The following is an 18,475-nucleotide window of genomic DNA, read 5'->3' on the forward strand; positions in this document are numbered from 1 at the left end:
GCATAAGAATTTAAGCAACGAAATTTTATATATTTGACGGATAATCTCAAGAGTAAGGTATGCCTGCGAACCCGAGTAAAATCAAAAAACCTTTATATATTCCCTATGCTGGGAATGCTCTTTTAGAACTTCCGCTGTTAAATAAAGGCTCTGCTTTCTCTGAAGAAGAAAGAGAAAATTTTAATTTACATGGTCTGGTTCCATACAATATTGAAAACATTGAAGAGCAAACACAACGCTCTTATCAACAGTACCTTTCATTTGACAGTGACCTAAATAAGCATATTTATTTACGAAATATCCAAGACACCAATGAAACCCTGTTCTATAGCCTATTGAGTCAGCATTTGGATGAAATGCTACCAATTATCTATACCCCGACGGTAGGCGAAGCCTGCCAGCGTTTCTCGGATATTTATCGTCGTCATCGTGGTATCTTCATTTCTTATCCAGAACGTAAGTACATTGACCAGATTATTCACAACGTGAATAAGAAAAATGTCAAAGTCATCGTGATTACCGACGGCGAACGCATTCTGGGACTAGGCGATCAGGGCATTGGCGGTATGGGGATTCCCATCGGTAAATTATCACTGTATACCGCATGTGGGGGGATCAGTCCTGCCTATACCTTGCCGATTACCATTGATGTCGGAACCAACAACGAAGAATTGCTAAACGATCCAATCTATATGGGCTGGAAACAACCCCGTATTCGTGGTGAGCAATACTATGAATTCGTTGAGCAGATTATTACAGCAGTGCGTCAGCGCTGGCCAGATGTACTGATCCAGTTTGAAGACTTTGCGCAAATGAATGCCATGCCGTTATTAACCCAGTATCGAGACAAGATCTGCTGTTTTAATGATGATATTCAAGGCACGGCTGCTGTAACAGCGGCAACCCTGATTGCGGCATCTCGTTCACAAGGCAAGCAGCTTAAAGACCAAACCATTACTTTTGTTGGTGCCGGTTCGGCAGGTTGCGGTATCGCAGAGCAGATCGTTCGTCAAATGATGGATGAAGGGCTAAGTGATCATGAAGCACGTTCACGTATCTTTATGGTGGATCGTTTTGGTCTGATGACTGACCAACAGCTAAATTTACTCGATTTCCAGCAAAAGCTGGCGACACCAACCAGTGCCATCAGTGACTGGGAATATACCGGTGAATATGTCGGTTTACTGGATGTAGTGAAAAATGTCAAACCGAGTATCCTGATTGGTGTTTCTGGTCAGGCGGGCTTGTTCAGTGAAGAAGTGATCAAAACCTTAGCAAAATACTATAAGCATCCGATCGTTCTGCCACTGTCGAACCCGACTTCACAAGTGGAAGCACAACCTAAAGATATTATCGAATGGACAGATGGCGCGGCGATTGTTGCGACAGGTAGTCCATTTGCGCCTGTTTATTATCAGGGCAAGGCCTATAGCATTGCACAATGTAATAACTCCTATATCTTCCCGGGAATTGGTTTGGGTGTCATTGCATGTGGCGCAACGCATATCAGTGACTCTATGCTGATGGCTGCTAGCACGGCTTTGGCAGATTGTTCGCCACGCCTGAAAAACCCGGCAGCGGACTTATTGCCGAATATTAATGATATTCAGCAAGTGTCCAAGTTTATTGCCTTTAAAGTGGCAAAAGCGGCAATGGCGGATGGCTTGGCTGTTCCGATGAGTAATGATGTGTTGAAAACAGTGATTGATGATAATTTCTGGACACCAGAATATCGCAGTTACCGTCGTGTCACTGCATAAGCGATAAATGATTTTTTAAAGGGCGCATGATCATTTCGATTGTGCGCCCCTATTGATGTCGGCAATCTTTGACTTTTAGTCTGATCAGGTTTTATAGGTCGACAGTAAAATACTGGTTTCGCTATTGTAAATACCTGAAATATTTCGGATTATCTCCAAAGCCTTATCAAAATTTTCCAGACTGTCAGATTGTAGTTCGACCAGAATATCCCATTTGCCATTGGTGGTATGCAGCCGTTCTACCGCAGATTCGAGACGCAATTCGCGGATCACGGCTTGGGCTTTGGTCCCTTCCACCATAATATTCATCCATGCCCGAATGATATTCTTCTCTGCACTGGGGCGGAAGCGCACCGTGTAACCAGTAATAACGCCAGTCGATTCCATATATTCAATTCGTTTCTGTACGGTTGCGCGTGACACCCGTGTTTTGGCCGCCAGATCGGTAATGGACATCCGTGCATTGTCTTTGAGTAATCCTAATATAATATGATCGATATTGTTCATTTTGATATTTACTATTAGCAAATTGATAAAAAATAATTCATTTTAATCATTATAACGAATTTTGTGAATCAATTTGATTCTTAATAATAATCTTATACAAAACCCCAAGCATTTTTGATTCAGTGAAAAGAAGCACAATGCCGATTAGGGAGGATGGGGTAGGACGCCCTGAAAAAAAGGGAATCTGTGAATAACAGGGACAAATGATTAATTAAGGAATAGATGATGTCTTTATCATATGCGGCTCAAAACGGTAGTGCTTGGCAAACCTTTCTCACTCAAGTTGATCGGGTAGCTCCTTATCTGGATGCCGACCTCAGCAACTTTATCAACACACTGAAAACCCCAAAACGTACCTTGATTGTTGATGTTCCAATCGTGATGGACGATGGTTCAATCCGTCATTTTGAAGGCTATCGTGTACAGCACAATTTGTCACGTGGGCCGGGTAAAGGCGGTATTCGTTATCACCAAGATGTTGAATTAAATGAAGTCATGGCATTGTCTGCATGGATGACCATTAAAACTGCCGTTTTAAATCTGCCATTCGGTGGCGCGAAAGGCGGTATCCGTGTGAATCCAAAAGAATTGTCGACACGTGAACTCGAGCGTTTAACCCGCCGTTTTACCAGTGAAATCAGCCCAATTATCGGTCCACAAATTGATATTCCTGCGCCAGATGTCGGTACCAATGCCAACATTATGGGCTGGATGATGGACACTTATTCAAGTATCAAAGGCCATACGGTTACAGGTGTGGTTACAGGAAAACCAGTTCATTTAGGCGGTTCGCTGGGCCGTGTTCGTGCCACAGGCCGCGGTGTATTCGTAACCGGTATGCAGGTGGCAGAACGCATCAAGTTACCGGTTGAAGGCAGTAAAGTGGCTGTGCAAGGCTTTGGTAACGTAGGTAATGAAGCGGCTTATCTGTTCAGTCATGCCGGCGCAAAAATTGTTACGGTACAAGACCATACCGGCACCATCTTCAATGCAGAAGGCTTGGATGTGAAAGCCCTGCAAAAACATGTGGTGGAAACGGGTGGCGTAAAGGGCTTTGCCGATTCAACTGTGATTTCGGATGAAGAATTCTGGACAGTTGATATGGATATTCTAATTCCAGCAGCATTGGAAGGCCAGATCACGGTTGAACGTGCACAAAAACTCAAAGCCAAAATCGTGCTTGAAGGCGCCAATGGTCCGACTTATCCAGAAGCCGATGATGTTTTCGTGAGCCGTAATATTACCGTTGTTCCAGATGTAATCTGTAATGCGGGTGGTGTAACCGTCAGTTATTTTGAATGGGTTCAGGATATGGCGAGCTACTTCTGGAGCGAAGACGAGATCAATGAACGTCTGGACAAATTAATGATCCAGGCCATTGCGGATGTCTGGAATACCGCCGCACAGAAAGAATGCAGCTTGCGTACCGCAGCTTATATTCTGGCGTGTGAACGTATTCTGAAAGCACGTAAAGAACGCGGGATTTTTCCGGGCTAATCAGTCCCTCAAACAATAAGCGTAAAGGGCTTGTTGAGCATTCAACAGGCCTGAAGATTAAAACAGGAAGTGAGTAAATAAAATGAGCGAAGTCGCAATTACACGTAGCAATTTTAATGATTGGATGGTGCCAGTTTTTGCCCCGGCAAATTTCATTTTAGTACGTGGTGAAGGTTCTCGTCTTTGGGATCAAAACGATAAAGAATATATTGATTTCGCAGGCGGGATCGCGGTAAACGCTTTGGGTCATGCACATCCTGTGGCAGTAAATGCCTTAACTGAACAAGCGCAAAAGTTGTGGCATATTGGCAATGGTTATACCAACGAGCCAGTGTTACGCCTTGCAAAGCAACTGGTTGACAGTACCTTTGCCGACAAAGTCTTTTTCTGTAACTCAGGTGCAGAAGCCAATGAAGCGGCGTTGAAGCTGGCACGTAAAGTTGGTTTGCTCAGCGGTAATGCAAACAAGAACCAGATTGTTGCGTTTAAAAACGCCTTCCACGGTCGTACTTTATTTACCGTAACGGCGGGTGGTCAGCCAAAATATTCTCAAGACTTTGCACCATTACCAGGTGGTATTGAACATACGGCATTTAATGACCTTGAAGCAGCCAAAGCCGCGATCACTGAAAATACCTGTGCCGTGATTGTTGAACCGATTCAGGGTGAAGGTGGTGTGCTACCAGCAGATATCGAATTCCTGAAAGGCTTACGCGCGCTATGTGATGAAAAAGGTGCGGTACTGATTTTTGATGAAGTACAAACCGGTGTCGGCCGTACCGGTTCGCTTTATGCTTATATGAATACGGGCGTAACGCCTGACATTTTGACCACAGCAAAAGCATTGGGCGGTGGTTTCCCGATTGGTGCCATGATCACTACAGATCATTATGCCAACATGTATGCCGTGGGTGATCACGGTACCACCTATGGCGGCAACCCATTGGCCTGTGCGGTGGCGGGTGCGGTATTTGAATTTATCAATACACCAGAAGTGTTAGAAGGCGTAAAACAACGTCATCAATATTTCATTGAAGCCTTAAATAAAATCAATGCGCAATATGGCCTGTTCAAAGAGATTCGCGGTCAAGGTTTATTAATTGGCTGCGTGCTGAAAGATGAACATGCCGGTAAAGCCAAAAATATTGTGACCTTAGCGGGTGAAGAAGGTTTATTGGCTTTGGTTGCAGGGGCTGATGTGGTTCGTTTCACACCATCATTGATCATTCCTCAACAGGATATTGATGAAGGTCTAAACCGTTTTGTTCGTGCATTAGCACGCCTCTAAGTCTGCTGTGAGCATCTAACCATGATGATTGTTAGACATGCAGCGCATCGGGACTTAGATGATATTTATCGTTTAGCGCAACGAGCGGGGGAGTCAGGCATTGGCCTGACCTCCTTACCACAAAATAGAGACATTCTGGCTGAACGTATTACACGCACCACGCGTACTTTAGCGGGTCTGACCGAAAAGTGTGAGGCAAGTTATCTATTTGTACTGGAAGACACCAGCATTCGCAAAATTGTGGGTGTGAGTGCAATTGAAGTTGCAGTCGGGCTCAATGAACCCTTTTACAACTTTCGTGTGGCAAAACAGGTGCATGCGTCTAAAGCCTTAAATGTGTATAAGACCCTGGATACATTGTTTTTAAGCAATGACCATACGGGTTGCAGTGAACTCTGCACCTTATTCCTTGATCCTGAATATCGTAAAAACCAGAACGGTAAATTTTTATCCAAGGTCCGTTTTCTGTTTATTGCAGCTTTCCGTTCTTTTTTTGAAGAGCGACTGATTGCAGAAATGCGTGGTTTTTCCGACCAGAATGGGCGGTCACCCTTTTGGGATTCACTCGGCTATCTGTTTTTCAATATGGATTTTGCCGCAGCGGATTATCTCAGCGGTGTCGGGCAAAAAGCCTTTATCGCGGAGTTGATGCCGAGATTTCCAGTCTATGTTGACTTGTTGTCTTCAGAGGCACGTGAGGTGATTGCAGAAGTGCATCCACATACGCTGCCAGCAGCCAAAGTGTTGATGTCTGAAGGTCTGAAATATCAGGGTCATGTCGATATTTTTGATGCGGGGCCCACACTGGAAGCCAATACGGCCGAGTTACGGGCGGTGAAAGAAAGTCGGTTGCTTAAAGTCAGACTCACTGAGCAGGTCGAAAGTACCGAGACGCATTTTCTGGTTGCCAATGACCAATATAAAGATTACGCCGTGCTGCTGATCAATAACAAAGTCGATGACAGCGAGACTTTGCATTTAACTGCAGCACAAGCACAGGCACTGAATATTGCTGAACACGATGAAGTACGGGTTTTAGCATTAGAAAAAATGGAGAACAACTAATGTCACAAGGTGCATTATTAATTGATGGTGCTTGGGTACAAGGACAAGGAACCGCATTTCAAAAAACCAATCCGGTCAGCAATCAGCAAATTTGGTCGGGGCATGAAGCCAGTCAGGCCGATGTCGAACAGGCATGCCATGCCGCACGTCAGGCATTTCCAGCTTGGGCACGCTTAGCACTAGAAGAACGTATTGCAATTATTGAGCGCTTTGCGGGCTTATTGGAACAAAATAAAACCCAGTTGGCTGAAGTGATTAGTCAGGAAACCAGCAAACCGCTTTGGGAAACCTTGACTGAAGTACAGTCGATGATCGGTAAAGTGGCGATTTCGATTCGTGCTTATCATCAACGTACAGGATTCAGCGAAACTGAAATGCCAGATGGCGTGGCGTCATTACGTCATCGTCCTCATGGTGTTCTAGCTGTATTTGGTCCCTATAACTTCCCGGGTCACTTACCGAATGGCCATATTGTTCCTGCATTGATTGCGGGTAATACCGTGGTATTTAAGCCAAGTGAACTCACGCCTTGGACTGCGGAAGAAACTGCAAAATTATGGCAACAGGCCGGTTTACCCAAAGGTGTACTGAATATCGTACAAGGCGGACGCAGCACCGGTGAAGCACTTGCTGCGGCTGAACAGATTGACGGTTTGCTGTTCACGGGCAGTGCCAATACGGGTTATCACTTGCATAAACAAATGGCGGGTGCGCCTGAAAAAATTCTCGCCTTGGAAATGGGCGGCAATAATGCCCTGATCATTGATGAAGCAACCGATATTGATGCGGTGGTGAATTTAGCTATCCAGTCTGCTTTCGTTTCTGCGGGACAACGTTGTACCTGTGCACGCCGTATTATCGTTAAACAGGGTGCCAATGGGGATGCCTTCATACAACGTTTTGTTGAAGTCGCTAAAAACCTGGTGGTTGGGGAATGGAATGCAGAACCACAACCGTTTATGGGCGGTGTCATCTCTGCACATGCCGCGGAACAGATGTTGGCAGCACAAAGCAAACTGATTGCTTTGGGTGCAAAAGCATTGTTGGAAATGACGCGTCCACAAGCAGACAGTTCATTGCTTACGGCGGGTATTTTAGACCTTACCCAAGTGACCGATATCCCTGATGAGGAATACTTTGGTCCATTGACCACGATTTATCGTTATCACGGTTTTGATGAAGCCTTAAATATTGCCAATAACACCCGCTTTGGTTTGGCCGTGGGTCTGGTGTCACCTGACCGTGATTTATTTGATCGTGTATTGATTGAAGCACGGGCAGGGATTGTGAACTGGAACAAGCCATTAACAGGTGCATCAAGTGCGGCACCATTTGGTGGGGTGGGCGCATCGGGTAATCACCGTGCCAGTGCCTTCTATGCAGCGGACTATAGTGCATGGCCAATGGCATCACTGGAAAGTGACAGCGTTACTTTACCTTCAAAATTATCACCGGGCATTGTGCTTTAAGTCGGCTTGTATCGGGACACAGGGAGAAAAAAATGTCAGGTTATGAAATTAATTTTGATGGTTTAGTGGGACCGACCCATCATTATGCGGGTTTATCGTATGGTAATGTCGCATCGACTAAAAACCGGAATAATGCATCCAATCCGAAATTGGCTGCAAAGCAAGGCTTGAAGAAAATGAAAGCGCTTGCGGATTTGGGACTCAAGCAAGGCGTGTTTGCCCCACAAGAGCGTCCGCATGTGCCAACGCTGCGCCGGTTGGGTTTTACCGGCAGTGATATTGACGTGATTACCCAAGCCATGCGCACTGCGCCAGCATTGTTATCATCGCTCAGTTCAGCATCATCGATGTGGACGGCGAATTCATGTACGGTGTCGCCATCGGCAGATAGCGCGGATGGTCGCATGCATTTTACTGCGGCAAACTTGAATAATAAGTTCCATCGATCAATTGAGCATCATACGACCACACGTATTCTGCAAGCAATGTTCAACAATGATGTATATTTCGCGCATCATGAAGCATTGCCTGAAGCAGCACTGTTCGGTGATGAAGGTGCAGCCAATCATAACCGCCTTGGTGGTGCTTATGATCAGGCCGGTGTACAGGTCTTTGTTTATGGTCAGCAACAGCTCGGTGGAACCGTTGCACCGCAGAAATTCCCTGCACGTCAAACCCGTGAGGCGAGTGAAGCGATTGCGCGTTTACATCGTCTAGATGCGAAACGCACGGTGTTCATTCAGCAAAACCCAGATGTGATTGATCAAGGCGTATTCCATAACGATGTGATTGCGGTGAGTAATCAACAGGTCTTGTTCCATCATCAGCAGGCCTTTTTAAATCAGGCAGATGCCTTGCATGAAATCCGTGAAAAAATGGCGGGGATCGGGCAAGACTTTATCTCGATTGAAGTGCCGGAAAATAGGGTGAGTGTGGATGATGCAGTATCGACTTACTTGTTCAATAGCCAGATTCTGACCCGTGCAGATGGTGGCATGAGCATTGTGGTACCCGAAGAATCACGCCAGAACAAAGCCGTGTGGGACTATTTGAGTGACATGATTCAAATGGGTACGCCTATTGATGACATCAAGGTGTTTGATTTGCGTGAAAGTATGCGTAATGGCGGTGGCCCTGCATGTTTGCGTTTGCGTGTGGCGGTGAATGACGCGGAACTTGCTGCGGTGAATCCAAACCTGTTTATGAATGATGCATTGTTCAAAACCCTGAATCAGTGGGTCGATCAGCATTATCGTGACGAGTTAACCCAGGATGATTTGGCCGATCCAAATTTATTGATCGAGAGTCGTACTGCACTGGATGAACTCACCAAGATTCTGGGTTTAGGTTCGGTTTATCACTTCCAGAGATAAATATTTAATAACGGCTTTTAAGGATGAAAGTACATGGTTGATCTACTCGCATTGACTTTGGCGCAACAGCCACCTGAGCAAACACAAGGTGAAACGGCTGGATTTTCATGGCAATGGCTTGGTGAAGGGCTATTGCAATGTACGCCAAAAACGGCTTATCGAAAAACCATCGTACTTTCTGCCGGTATTCATGGCAATGAAACTGCACCGATCGAACTGCTGGCACAGATCATTCAGGATGTGTTTGCCGGTCAGCTGGCTTTGGCGGTTCGTGTGCTTTTCGTATTGGGCAATCCGGCTGCAATCCGACAAGGGGTTCGTTATCTTGAAAATGATATGAATCGCATGTTCTGCGGTGGATATCAGAATTTAACTCAGGATCAGGAAACTGGACGTGCTGCACAATTGGAGCAGGCGGTAGCAGCATTCTTTGAACAGGATCAACTTGCTACGCAACGTTATCACTATGATTTGCATACCGCTATTCGCGCTTCGTTATTGCCCGTATTTGCCTTATTTCCGTATCAGACACAGCCTTATGATGACTTCCTGATTCAAAGCTTAAATGCTGCGAATCTGGATGCTTTGGTCTATCACAATGCGGCTGGAAAAACCTTCACCCATTTCAGCACTGAACGTTTTCAGGCCGCCAGCAGTACTTTGGAATTAGGCAAGGCCAAGCCATTTGGTGAAAATAATCTGGCCGAATTTGCCAGTACTGACCAGATGCTGCGTGCTGTACTTGCAGAGCAGCCTTTACCGGTCAGACAAAAATCCGCCGTTCGCCAGTTTAAGGTGGTGGATTCCATTTTAAAGCAAAGTGAAGATTTTCAGCTGAATCTGAGCGCGGATGCGCCGAATTTTTCTACCTTCCAGCAAGGTGAAGAGATTGCAACACAGCAAGCCGGGGCCTATATTGCGCATGATCAGCAAGTCTGGATTTTATTCCCGAACCCGAATGTGAAAACAGGGCTTCGGGCTGGGTTGATATTAAAAGAAATCAAATAAGACCTCGCCAGTGCAGTGGCTAGATGCCGTTATGGAATAGTAATACATGGAGTTTGAATATGGATGTTCAGTAGAACAAAACGCCTCAAGCAATATCATCTAGATATTCGTTTTTATGAATCAAAAGCAAGGACAGGTTGTCATAAGAATACAGTTGGAGTGACCATGTATGAGTAACAATAACGAAAAGACATTTCCATCAGGCCAGGCCCTGAGTGGACAATATGTACCACAGCAGGATGTCGCCAGTTTAGCGGGGTCTTCTAGCGCAGAGATTGAAGTCGGCAAACCATTGAAACGTGCCATGACCAAGCGTCATCTGGTGATGATTTCATTGGGTGGTGCAATCGGAACCGGATTATTTTTAGGCTCGGGTGACGTGATTTCTCAGGCGGGTCCCGTGGGCGCGATTTTTTCTTACCTGCTGGGTGGCGTGATTGCTTACATGGTGATGCTGTGTTTGGGCGAGTTGGCGGTACAGATGCCGGTTTCAGGTTCGTTTGGTGAGTATGCCAGAACCTATATTGGCCCAGGAACGGGCTATATGATTACCTGGTTGTACTGGCTGACCTGGACGGCAACGCTAGGCACCGAATTTACCGCTGCGGCCTTACTGATGCAGGAGTGGTTTCCTTCTATTTCCATGTGGACGTGGACCTTATTATTTGCAGGGCTGGTATTTACCCTGAATGTCAGCTCTACGCGGCTATTTGCGGAATCCGAATTCTGGTTATCTTTGGTCAAGGTCTTGACCATTATCTGTTTTATTGGCTTGGGCTTAGCGGCAATTTTTGGCCTGATTTCCTATCATGGGCATGAGTCAGCACCCTTGTTTAGTAAATTGACCGAACATGGCTGGTTCCCGAATGGGATTTTCCCGATTTTTGCGACCATGCTGATTGTAAATTTTGCCTTCTCAGGCACGGAACTGATCGGCGTTGCGGCAGGTGAGGCAGAAGAGCCAGCCAAAACCGTACCAAAAGCCATCAATGCGGCCATCTGGCGTTTATTGATTTTCTTTGTCGGAACCATTGTGGTGATCTGTGCATTATTGCCTTATGAAATGGCAGGCTTAAATGCCAACAGCGTCAGCAATAGCCCATTTGTTACGGTCTTTAACTACATCGGCATTCCATATGCAGAAGACATTATCCGCTTTGTGATCATTACTGCGCTTTTATCGGCTGCAAACTCGGGGTTATTTGCAGCTTCACGCATGATGTGGTCATTGTCTGCCAAGAATCAGTTGCCAAAAGTATTTTCAAAACTGACCCGTTCAGGCACACCGATTATTGCGATTATTGTCACCATGTTTGGCGCAATTCCAGGTTTATTGTCAGAACATTTTGCCCCTGAAACGATTTTCAAGAACTTACTTGGTGTTGCTGCTTTCACCATGGTGGTGGTGTGGATTTCGATTTGTGTGTGTCAATTTAACTTCCGCAGACAATGGATCAAATCAGGTAAAACCGTCAAGGACCTGAAGTTTGCTGCACCGTTGTTTCCGTTAACTCCGATTTTGGGCGGTTTATTCTGTGTGATCACCTGTATCAGTATGGTGACAGATCCTTCGATGCAGGTCGGTTTTGTCTGCTGTATCCTGTTCATTATTGCCTGTTATGCCAGCTACAATATTTTTTATAAAAACAAAATCAATTAAGTTATAAGTTTCATCTAAAAATTATATTATCGACGGAGAGCTGCTAGATATTTTCTAGTGTCTCTCCGTTTTTTATGGATCAACGTTTTGAAATGCAGTCAGTCACGCTTCGATCTGCTGATTGGATTTAATAAACAATTTAATTGCTGATATGTTTATATATTGTGTAACAATGATCGCCTGTGGTTGTGATTGTTAAAAGAAAAGGTATAACTGGTATACGTTTAAACACGAAAGAATTTTTACAATGGGCAGGGCATTATGGCGAATAAAAATAATCAGCCCTTAGCAATCGGTCAGCAGGTCAGACTGTCTGAACTGGCAGGTTGTGAAGAATGTGATGCGATTTACCGCAGGGTTGAGCTTTCATCTGGTGAACGGGCTTACTGTACCTGTTGCGGTGCAGAATTGTACCGTAGAGGTCAGTCCTTTTCCGCGCTACTGGCTTTAGTGATTACGGCATTAATCGTGTTTGTGATTGCCAATAGTTTTCCTATCGTGATTGTGGAGCTGCAAGGCAATATTTCACAAACGACCCTGATTGGTGCAGCATGGACCATGTTTCATATCGATCGGGCGCTGGTCGGGATATTGATCCTGATCACCACCTTTATTGTGCCTTTGGTCGAGCTATTATTGCTGAGTTATGTGCTGTCTTGCATTAGTCTATTTCGGCGTCGACCAAAATATTTAACCTCAGCACTCCGAATGCTGTTTTTATTCCGGACCTGGGGCATGGTTGAGGTGTTTCTCATCGGTGTGTTGGTCACTTTGGTCAAACTGGTGGGGATGGTGACCGTGATTCCAGGGGTAGCGCTGTGGGCATTTACCTTATTAAGTGTACTGTTGGTCTATATTGCTTCGGTTAAGATCAAGGATCTCTGGGACGAAGTGGATCGGAGTCTTGGATGAATAACAACAACGAAGATGAAATTGGAATGATGGCGCCTCATCTTGCTGCCGCTGATTTAAAAGTTAAAAACTATCTCAGGGCAAAAGATGCTGGCTTGATCCAGTGCCATTGCTGTGGATTACTCAACGCTGCTGCGAATAAAGAGGTGGCACAAGATCATCTACATTGTTGCAGATGTAACAGTCGCTTGCATGTACGTAAGCCACAAAGTTTAAATCGTACCTTCGCTTTGGTGATCGCAGCTGCTATTTTATATATTCCAGCCAATGTAATGCCGATGACCGTCACAGATTCATTATTGGGCCGTCAGCAAGACACCATTATCAGTGGGGTCATTTACTTTTGGCAAAATGGCGATTATCTGGTGTCTGTGGTCATTTTCATGGCCAGTATCTTTATCCCGATTTTAAAATTACTGATTCTGGTTTTTTTACTGGTTGCCGTTTCTATGCAGTCTTCGGCAAAACTGCATTTTTCACCTGAACATTGCGCATTGCTGTACCGGATTGTTGAGTTTATTGGACGCTGGTCCATGATTGATGTATTTGTGGTGGCATTATTGACTGCCCTGATCCAGATCCAGTCGCTTGCCACCATTCTGGCTGGGCCGGGTGCTGTGGCTTTTGGGGCGGTGGTGGTACTCACCATGTTTGCTTCCATGAGTTTCGATCCACGGATTATCTGGGATAATTATTTCAAGGCAAATGCGGTGCATGATCCACTGGCTGAGCATTTAAAAACAAGCACGCTTCAACAACTGAAAAGTTAAAACTGTAAAACCCTGTTTTTGACCCATAAAAGAACGATCACTATGTCAGAAAATACACACAATAGCCAAGATTCTGAACAGAACCTGACCGAGTTAACTCAACAGGATCCGGTTCTCGCGGAACCTGAAAAAAAGAAAGGCCGCTGGAGACCTGCGCTGATCTGGCTGGTTCCTTTTATCGCCCTGTTAATCGCGCTTTCACTTGCTGCCAAAGCGGTGCTGGATACTGGCCCAACCATTCAAGTGTCATTTCGTACAGCTGAAGGTTTAGTTGCTGGGAAAACCACGGTGCGCTATAAACAGGTGGATATTGGCCTGGTGCGCCAGATTGATTTGTCTGATGATCGTTCCCATGTCATTGCCAAAATTGAGCTACGCAAAGATGCCAGTAATTTTGCGGCCAAAGATTCACGTTTCTGGGTGGTACGACCGCGTATTGGCACAGGTGGAATTTCCGGCATTGATACCTTGCTTTCGGGTGCCTATATTGGTGTGGATGGCGGCAAGGCTGAAGAAAAGCAGGAAAATTTTATCGGACTTGAGGTGCCTCCAGTAGTGTCCTCAGATATTCCCGGGAAAGTCTTTTTCTTGAAAGCACAGGATTTAGGTTCGCTGGATATTGGGGTGCCGATCTACTACCGCAGAATTAATGTCGGGCAAATTACCGCATATAAGCTGGCGAATGATGGCAAAAGCGTAGAACTGCAAACATTTATTCAATCGCCTTATGATAAGTTCGTGACTACCGATGCACGGTTCTGGCAAGCCAGTGGGGTCGATGTCACCCTGAATGCTTCAGGCTTTAATTTAGACACGCAATCTCTTGCCAGCATTGTGGCGGGCGGTATTGCATTTGGCTATCCAGAGAACTCTACAGGTGCAATTGCGCCGAATCACAGCTATTTTAGTTTGTCGGACTCCCGAAAAGAGGCGATGAAAGAACCGGATGGTAAACCGCGCCCGATTATCATGTATTTTGATCACTCGTTACGTGGCTTAAGTGCTGACGCGCCGATTGATTTCATGGGTATTGAAATAGGCAATGTCAAAGCCATCAATGTGGAGTTTGACCAGAATTATACCCAGTTGCGTATGCGCGTGGATGCGGTGATTTATCCATCACGTTTGGCGCATGGTAAAGAACTTGATCCGGATGGTGAAATTTTCAGGAAATTCATTGCAAAAGGCTGGCGTGCTCAAATGCGTACCGGCAATCTGTTAACGGGTCAAAACTATATTGCATTTGATAAATTTCCAAAAGCCAAGCCTGCTGCATTAATCATGCGTCCAGATGGGCGGGCCGAGGTGCCCACCACTGCGACAGAGCTGAGTGGATTACAGGCACAAGTGTCACAGATTGCCGATAAGGTGAGTAAGTTCCCGCTTGAAGAGATTGGCCAGGATGTGCGTAAAACCTTAAACAATATGAATACCACCATCGAATCAACTGACAAGCTGGTAAAACAGCTGGATGGCAAAGTGGCCCCTGGTTTACAGGCCACCCTGAATGATGTGCGTAAAACCATGCAATCCAGTGAATCGATCCTATCCAGTGATGCACCGATGCAACAGGACGTGCGTAAGGCATTACAGCAAATGACCAGAGCAGCTGCTTCCTTGCAATTAATGGCCGATTATATTGAACAACATCCTGAATCGCTGATTCGCGGGAAAAAAGCAGAGAGCAATAAATAATGATGACACTATCTAAACAAGCATTCACTGCTCAAAAGATGATACGTGGTGCGGGCATTGTTGCTGCGACTTTATTGATTGCTGCATGTTCTGGATCACCTACGCCGAATTATTATACCTTGGCCAATAAAGTCACGCCTTTGCCGAGTTCCAAAGTGAAGGTGATTGAAGTCTTGCCTGTAGGCTTACCGGATCGAATCAATCGCGCACCGCTGGTGATACAGGAAATCAATGGCCGTTCAAATATTCTGGATAATGAGCGCTGGACCTCAACCTTAGCGGCCGAGCTCAGAGACAATTTATCGGCAGGCTTACAGCAAAAGCTTGGCGCGGTGGATCGCTATAACAGCGGCATGATCGGTGGAAAGGTATCTTATCGTGTGGCAACCGACTTTTCCCATTTTGATATTGTGAATACTACTTCTGCCAACACCAAGAATGTTGAAGTTTCGGTGGCATGGATTATTAAACGTAACGATCCGAATATCACCATCGATCAAAATTCTACCCAGAATCAGCAGTTGGCTTGCCGCATGACATTCAGCCAGCCTGTCAGCGCCAGCAATAACCAGATTGCACCGATTGTAAGCACGGCAAGTACGTCACTGGGTCGTGTGATTGATGCCATGGCTGTTTCGATTGCGGCATTGGATAGCAAAGCACCCGTCAGCGTAGCAGGGGCGGTGTGTTCTTAAACTACCCGGAAAAATGCATCCAGGTGGCAGTGATCTAAGAAAAATGATTGCTGCTCAAGCGCATCCATAATTTTACAGGAGGATGGGTATTATTTTATACAATACCCATCTGAGCGCTGAGGCAGGGTTAAGATCGCTGTATCTGATAAATAAAGGCATCAGACAATATGTGCGCTGGTGCCTTTTCTATGACTTTTTCGCGTAGACGGCGCTGTAATGGTTTAATGCGCGGTCGAGGCTGGTTTTGATTTAAAACAGGCCAGGCAAACAACAATAAAAGCCAATAACAGGAATGATGCTCCGAATCGGCTTAAATCCAGACCGCCGTGGTTCAGCGGCTTATCGAGAAAATCACCCAGCACAGCGCCGAGAGGTCGGGTTAAAACAAAAGCTGACCAGAACAGAAAGGTTTTGGAAATTTTAGTCCAGTAATAGCCACCCACCAACAGTAACAGTAATGAACCGAAGATCAATGCTGCCGCTGTATAACCGAGACCTTGGGTATCAGCAGTCCAGTCACCAAGCGCTGTCCCTAGTGTTTGAGAGAACATAATGGTGACCCAGTAAAAGGCCTCGGTCTTTGCGGACTGAACACTGTTTACTGCAATATTTCCACAATGCCAGTACCAGACAGCGAGCGTGCTGATTAATAAGGTGAACAGGATGAGACTTCCACCAAGATAACCGATACCTAAGGAGCGATCGACAAAATCGGCAATCGTGGTTCCTAGGGTTGTGGTTGAAATAATGGTTGCCCAATATAACCACGGTTTATATTGTTTCGCTTTTATCTGCAATGAAACAAGCGCAATAAAAATAACAGTGAAAATACAAGAGCTGAGGATATAACCTAAATTCATCGACATCGATAAAGCATCGCCAGCCGTTTCTCCAAGCGTCGTCGCTGCAATTTTTACAATCCAGAAGAGCAGGGTCAGCTCAGGTACTTTACTGAGCGTTTCAGATATCATCTTTGGATTATTCATAAGGTATTCCAAATTGTATTTAGATAAAATTTAAGCGTCTTTTATTAATAAAGACTTAAATAAAATTTATAATTTACTTATGCATTCATAGAAAAAATTAATTTTGTTTTAAGCTACTTTTTTTATTGTGCCGCTATCAAATCATCATGGATCGATTGGCAATGTCAATTGAAGATGTCAATATTGCTTTGTTTCAGTGGGTTAATGCAGCTGCAACTCAAAATTCATTTTTGGATAAAATCGCTATATTTGCTTCGCATAATCTGATTGGCGGTTTATTCGGATTTCTGATTGTTTCTGTCGTGTTTAAGGATAAAAAATACAGAACGCAATTTATAAAGACCTTAATGTTCATATTGGTCGCCTTGCTATTTAGCCAAGTGATCCATGCTTTGTATTATCATCCTCGTCCATTTGCGATGGGGCTAGGACATACGCTGGTCGGGCATGGTTCAACCTCATCGTTCCCGAGTATGCACACACTTACCGTGGCGACGATTGCCTTTTCTTATCTGTTGTCTGGCTTTAGAAAAATTGCAACTGTCGGGTTATTCCTGGGGATTATTGTGGGCTGGTCCAGAGTGTATGTCGGTGTGCATTTTCCTTTTGATATCGCCGCTTCATTTATTTTTGCCTTTATAATCGTTTCGGTTACTGATTATATTTATGAGCTATGCAAAGCAAAATTGAGCAGAATCGTATCTATTCCGGTATTTGGTGAAAATATAATTTAAATCATATGATTAAAGACTTATGGTGATTTTGGTTTGAAACAAAGACAGATAGGCATGTAGATAATCTGTCTGGATACGTTAATCACTATGAATCACCTGTTCGCGCTGTTAATTGACCTTCAGCAATCAGTTGATCTGCCATTTCCTTGGTTTTCTTTAAACCTGGCATACGATATTCGGTATGACCATAATCCTGAATTGATTTCCAGCGACCGCCCCAGGTCAGGCCAACCGATTCGGCAACCTGGCCATAGAGTTGATAACCCCGCATTGCCCACGGGTCCCGTTCACTAATCACCACTTTACCATTGCGTTTAAAGGCAACATCCGCAGCCAGACCAAACTGGTGGTAACTTTGATAGCCTTTTGCACGCGTGGTATTCGGGTTGCCTGCCAGCATGTTTTGACGATTCGGACTACGATAACCTTCGAGTAAGACCAGTTCATAGCCATGCTGTTCTTTCATGATTTTAAAGACCATGAGTAAACGCTGTTTATAACGTGGATTAATTTTATCCCATTTACGATCCACCATTGATGAATCCAGACTGCCATGAGAATGGGTTAGCGGCACTTCAATTTGTGACGCGTCAATGCTCGGATCAGTCGTATGTTGAGCCTGATAGGCCTGTTCTAAACGAGTTGCCTCTACAATCGCATCTTGAATCAGGGTCTCGTCCACATCTGGTGGAGGGCTCAGCATTTCGCCATTCAAGAGGGCATAGACCTGGGGATCAGTTTCCTTTAAATATTCAGCTTCAATCCGTGTGGAACTGATCGGACGGGTAAAGGCAAAAATCAGAATGCTGGCAAATAAAAAGAAACCTGCGATCAGGATCCACCATTGTTGCAAATGCCAATGCGACTGTAATTTTTCCGGAGAGGCTGCCTGATGCATATGCTCTGCAAATTGCATGGCATTGGCGATTTTCTTTTTCCCGCTTGGGAGTAGCGATTGTAAAAGCTGCGTACATTTGTAACGCAGCTCATAGGACATCAGTAAAGTCAGCCCAATTGCAACCCCGACAAAGCAGAGAAAAATAAACCAGATCATCT

The 18,475-nt window shown here is 45.1% G+C and carries 16 protein-coding genes; 13 read left to right on the forward strand and 3 right to left on the reverse strand.

What is annotated here, in order from left to right; all coding sequences use genetic code 11:
• Positions 1-59 precede the first annotated feature (59 nt).
• Positions 60-1,760 carry an NAD-dependent malic enzyme gene (locus MSG93_RS00825; protein ID WP_324619113.1) on the forward strand — a complete coding sequence of 567 codons (1,701 nt, stop codon included), beginning with the start codon at positions 60-62 and terminating at the stop codon, positions 1,758-1,760.
• Positions 1,761-1,844: 84 nt separating this feature from the next.
• On the opposite strand, the gene MSG93_RS00830 is transcribed toward MSG93_RS00825, so the two are convergent.
• On the reverse strand, positions 1,845-2,267 hold the full coding sequence (locus MSG93_RS00830) for an Lrp/AsnC family transcriptional regulator (RefSeq protein WP_324619115.1): 423 nt from the start codon (positions 2,265-2,267) through the stop codon (positions 1,845-1,847).
• 222 nt (positions 2,268-2,489) lie between these two features.
• Between MSG93_RS00830 and MSG93_RS00835 the strand changes: the two genes are divergently transcribed.
• From MSG93_RS00835 to MSG93_RS00885, 11 genes are all read left to right on the forward strand, one after another.
• Positions 2,490-3,764: a Glu/Leu/Phe/Val family dehydrogenase gene (locus MSG93_RS00835; RefSeq protein WP_104021888.1), complete on the forward strand. Its 1,275-nt coding sequence runs from the start codon at positions 2,490-2,492 to the stop codon at positions 3,762-3,764.
• Positions 3,765-3,846: 82 nt separating this feature from the next.
• Positions 3,847-5,052 (forward strand): aspartate aminotransferase family protein, encoded by a 1,206-nt coding sequence (locus MSG93_RS00840; RefSeq protein ID WP_262765172.1) that lies wholly within the window; start codon positions 3,847-3,849, stop codon positions 5,050-5,052.
• 21 nt (positions 5,053-5,073) lie between these two features.
• A complete protein-coding gene (gene astA / locus MSG93_RS00845; protein ID WP_005229222.1) occupies positions 5,074-6,117 on the forward strand; it encodes an arginine N-succinyltransferase in 1,044 nt (347 codons plus the stop codon).
• Complete coding sequence (astD, locus tag MSG93_RS00850) at positions 6,117-7,586, forward strand: succinylglutamate-semialdehyde dehydrogenase (RefSeq protein ID WP_324619121.1); 1,470 nt, start codon at positions 6,117-6,119, stop codon at positions 7,584-7,586. Before astA ends, astD begins: the two co-directional genes overlap by 1 nt.
• A gap of 32 nt (positions 7,587-7,618) precedes the next feature.
• Positions 7,619-8,959, forward strand: a complete 1,341-nt coding sequence (astB, locus tag MSG93_RS00855) for an N-succinylarginine dihydrolase (RefSeq protein WP_032871875.1) — start codon at positions 7,619-7,621, stop codon at positions 8,957-8,959.
• A gap of 33 nt (positions 8,960-8,992) precedes the next feature.
• Entirely contained in the window at positions 8,993-9,967 is a 975-nt protein-coding gene (gene astE / locus MSG93_RS00860; protein ID WP_324619124.1) for a succinylglutamate desuccinylase, read from the forward strand.
• Positions 9,968-10,136: 169 nt separating this feature from the next.
• Complete coding sequence (locus tag MSG93_RS00865; RefSeq protein WP_009514674.1) at positions 10,137-11,627, forward strand: amino acid permease; 1,491 nt, start codon at positions 10,137-10,139, stop codon at positions 11,625-11,627.
• 261 nt (positions 11,628-11,888) lie between these two features.
• Positions 11,889-12,539, forward strand: coding sequence for a paraquat-inducible protein A (locus tag MSG93_RS00870; RefSeq protein WP_309351718.1), 651 nt, complete (start codon positions 11,889-11,891; stop codon positions 12,537-12,539).
• 26 nt (positions 12,540-12,565) lie between these two features.
• Complete coding sequence (locus tag MSG93_RS00875) at positions 12,566-13,309, forward strand: paraquat-inducible protein A (RefSeq protein ID WP_324620639.1); 744 nt, start codon at positions 12,566-12,568, stop codon at positions 13,307-13,309.
• Positions 13,310-13,345: 36 nt separating this feature from the next.
• Positions 13,346-15,004 carry an intermembrane transport protein PqiB gene (locus MSG93_RS00880; RefSeq protein ID WP_392389963.1) on the forward strand — a complete coding sequence of 553 codons (1,659 nt, stop codon included), beginning with the start codon at positions 13,346-13,348 and terminating at the stop codon, positions 15,002-15,004.
• On the forward strand, positions 15,004-15,699 hold the full coding sequence (locus tag MSG93_RS00885) for a PqiC family protein (RefSeq protein ID WP_324619130.1): 696 nt from the start codon (positions 15,004-15,006) through the stop codon (positions 15,697-15,699). Before MSG93_RS00880 ends, MSG93_RS00885 begins: the two co-directional genes overlap by 1 nt.
• Before the next feature lie 221 nt (positions 15,700-15,920).
• On the opposite strand, the gene MSG93_RS00890 is transcribed toward MSG93_RS00885, so the two are convergent.
• Positions 15,921-16,685, reverse strand: coding sequence for a hypothetical protein (locus MSG93_RS00890; protein ID WP_324619132.1), 765 nt, complete (start codon positions 16,683-16,685; stop codon positions 15,921-15,923).
• Positions 16,686-16,846: 161 nt separating this feature from the next.
• On the opposite strand from MSG93_RS00890, the gene MSG93_RS00895 reads away from it, so the two are divergent.
• Positions 16,847-17,419 (forward strand): undecaprenyl-diphosphatase, encoded by a 573-nt coding sequence (locus MSG93_RS00895; RefSeq protein ID WP_324619134.1) that lies wholly within the window; start codon positions 16,847-16,849, stop codon positions 17,417-17,419.
• Between the two features lie 85 nt (positions 17,420-17,504).
• Here the strand turns inward: MSG93_RS00895 and MSG93_RS00900 are convergent, their stop codons facing one another.
• Entirely contained in the window at positions 17,505-18,473 is a 969-nt protein-coding gene (locus tag MSG93_RS00900; RefSeq protein WP_005284326.1) for a M15 family metallopeptidase, read from the reverse strand.
• Positions 18,474-18,475: the final 2 nt, after the last annotated feature.

The organism is Acinetobacter sp. IK40 (genome assembly GCF_035615075.1).
GTDB lineage: Bacteria > Pseudomonadota > Gammaproteobacteria > Pseudomonadales > Moraxellaceae > Acinetobacter > Acinetobacter courvalinii.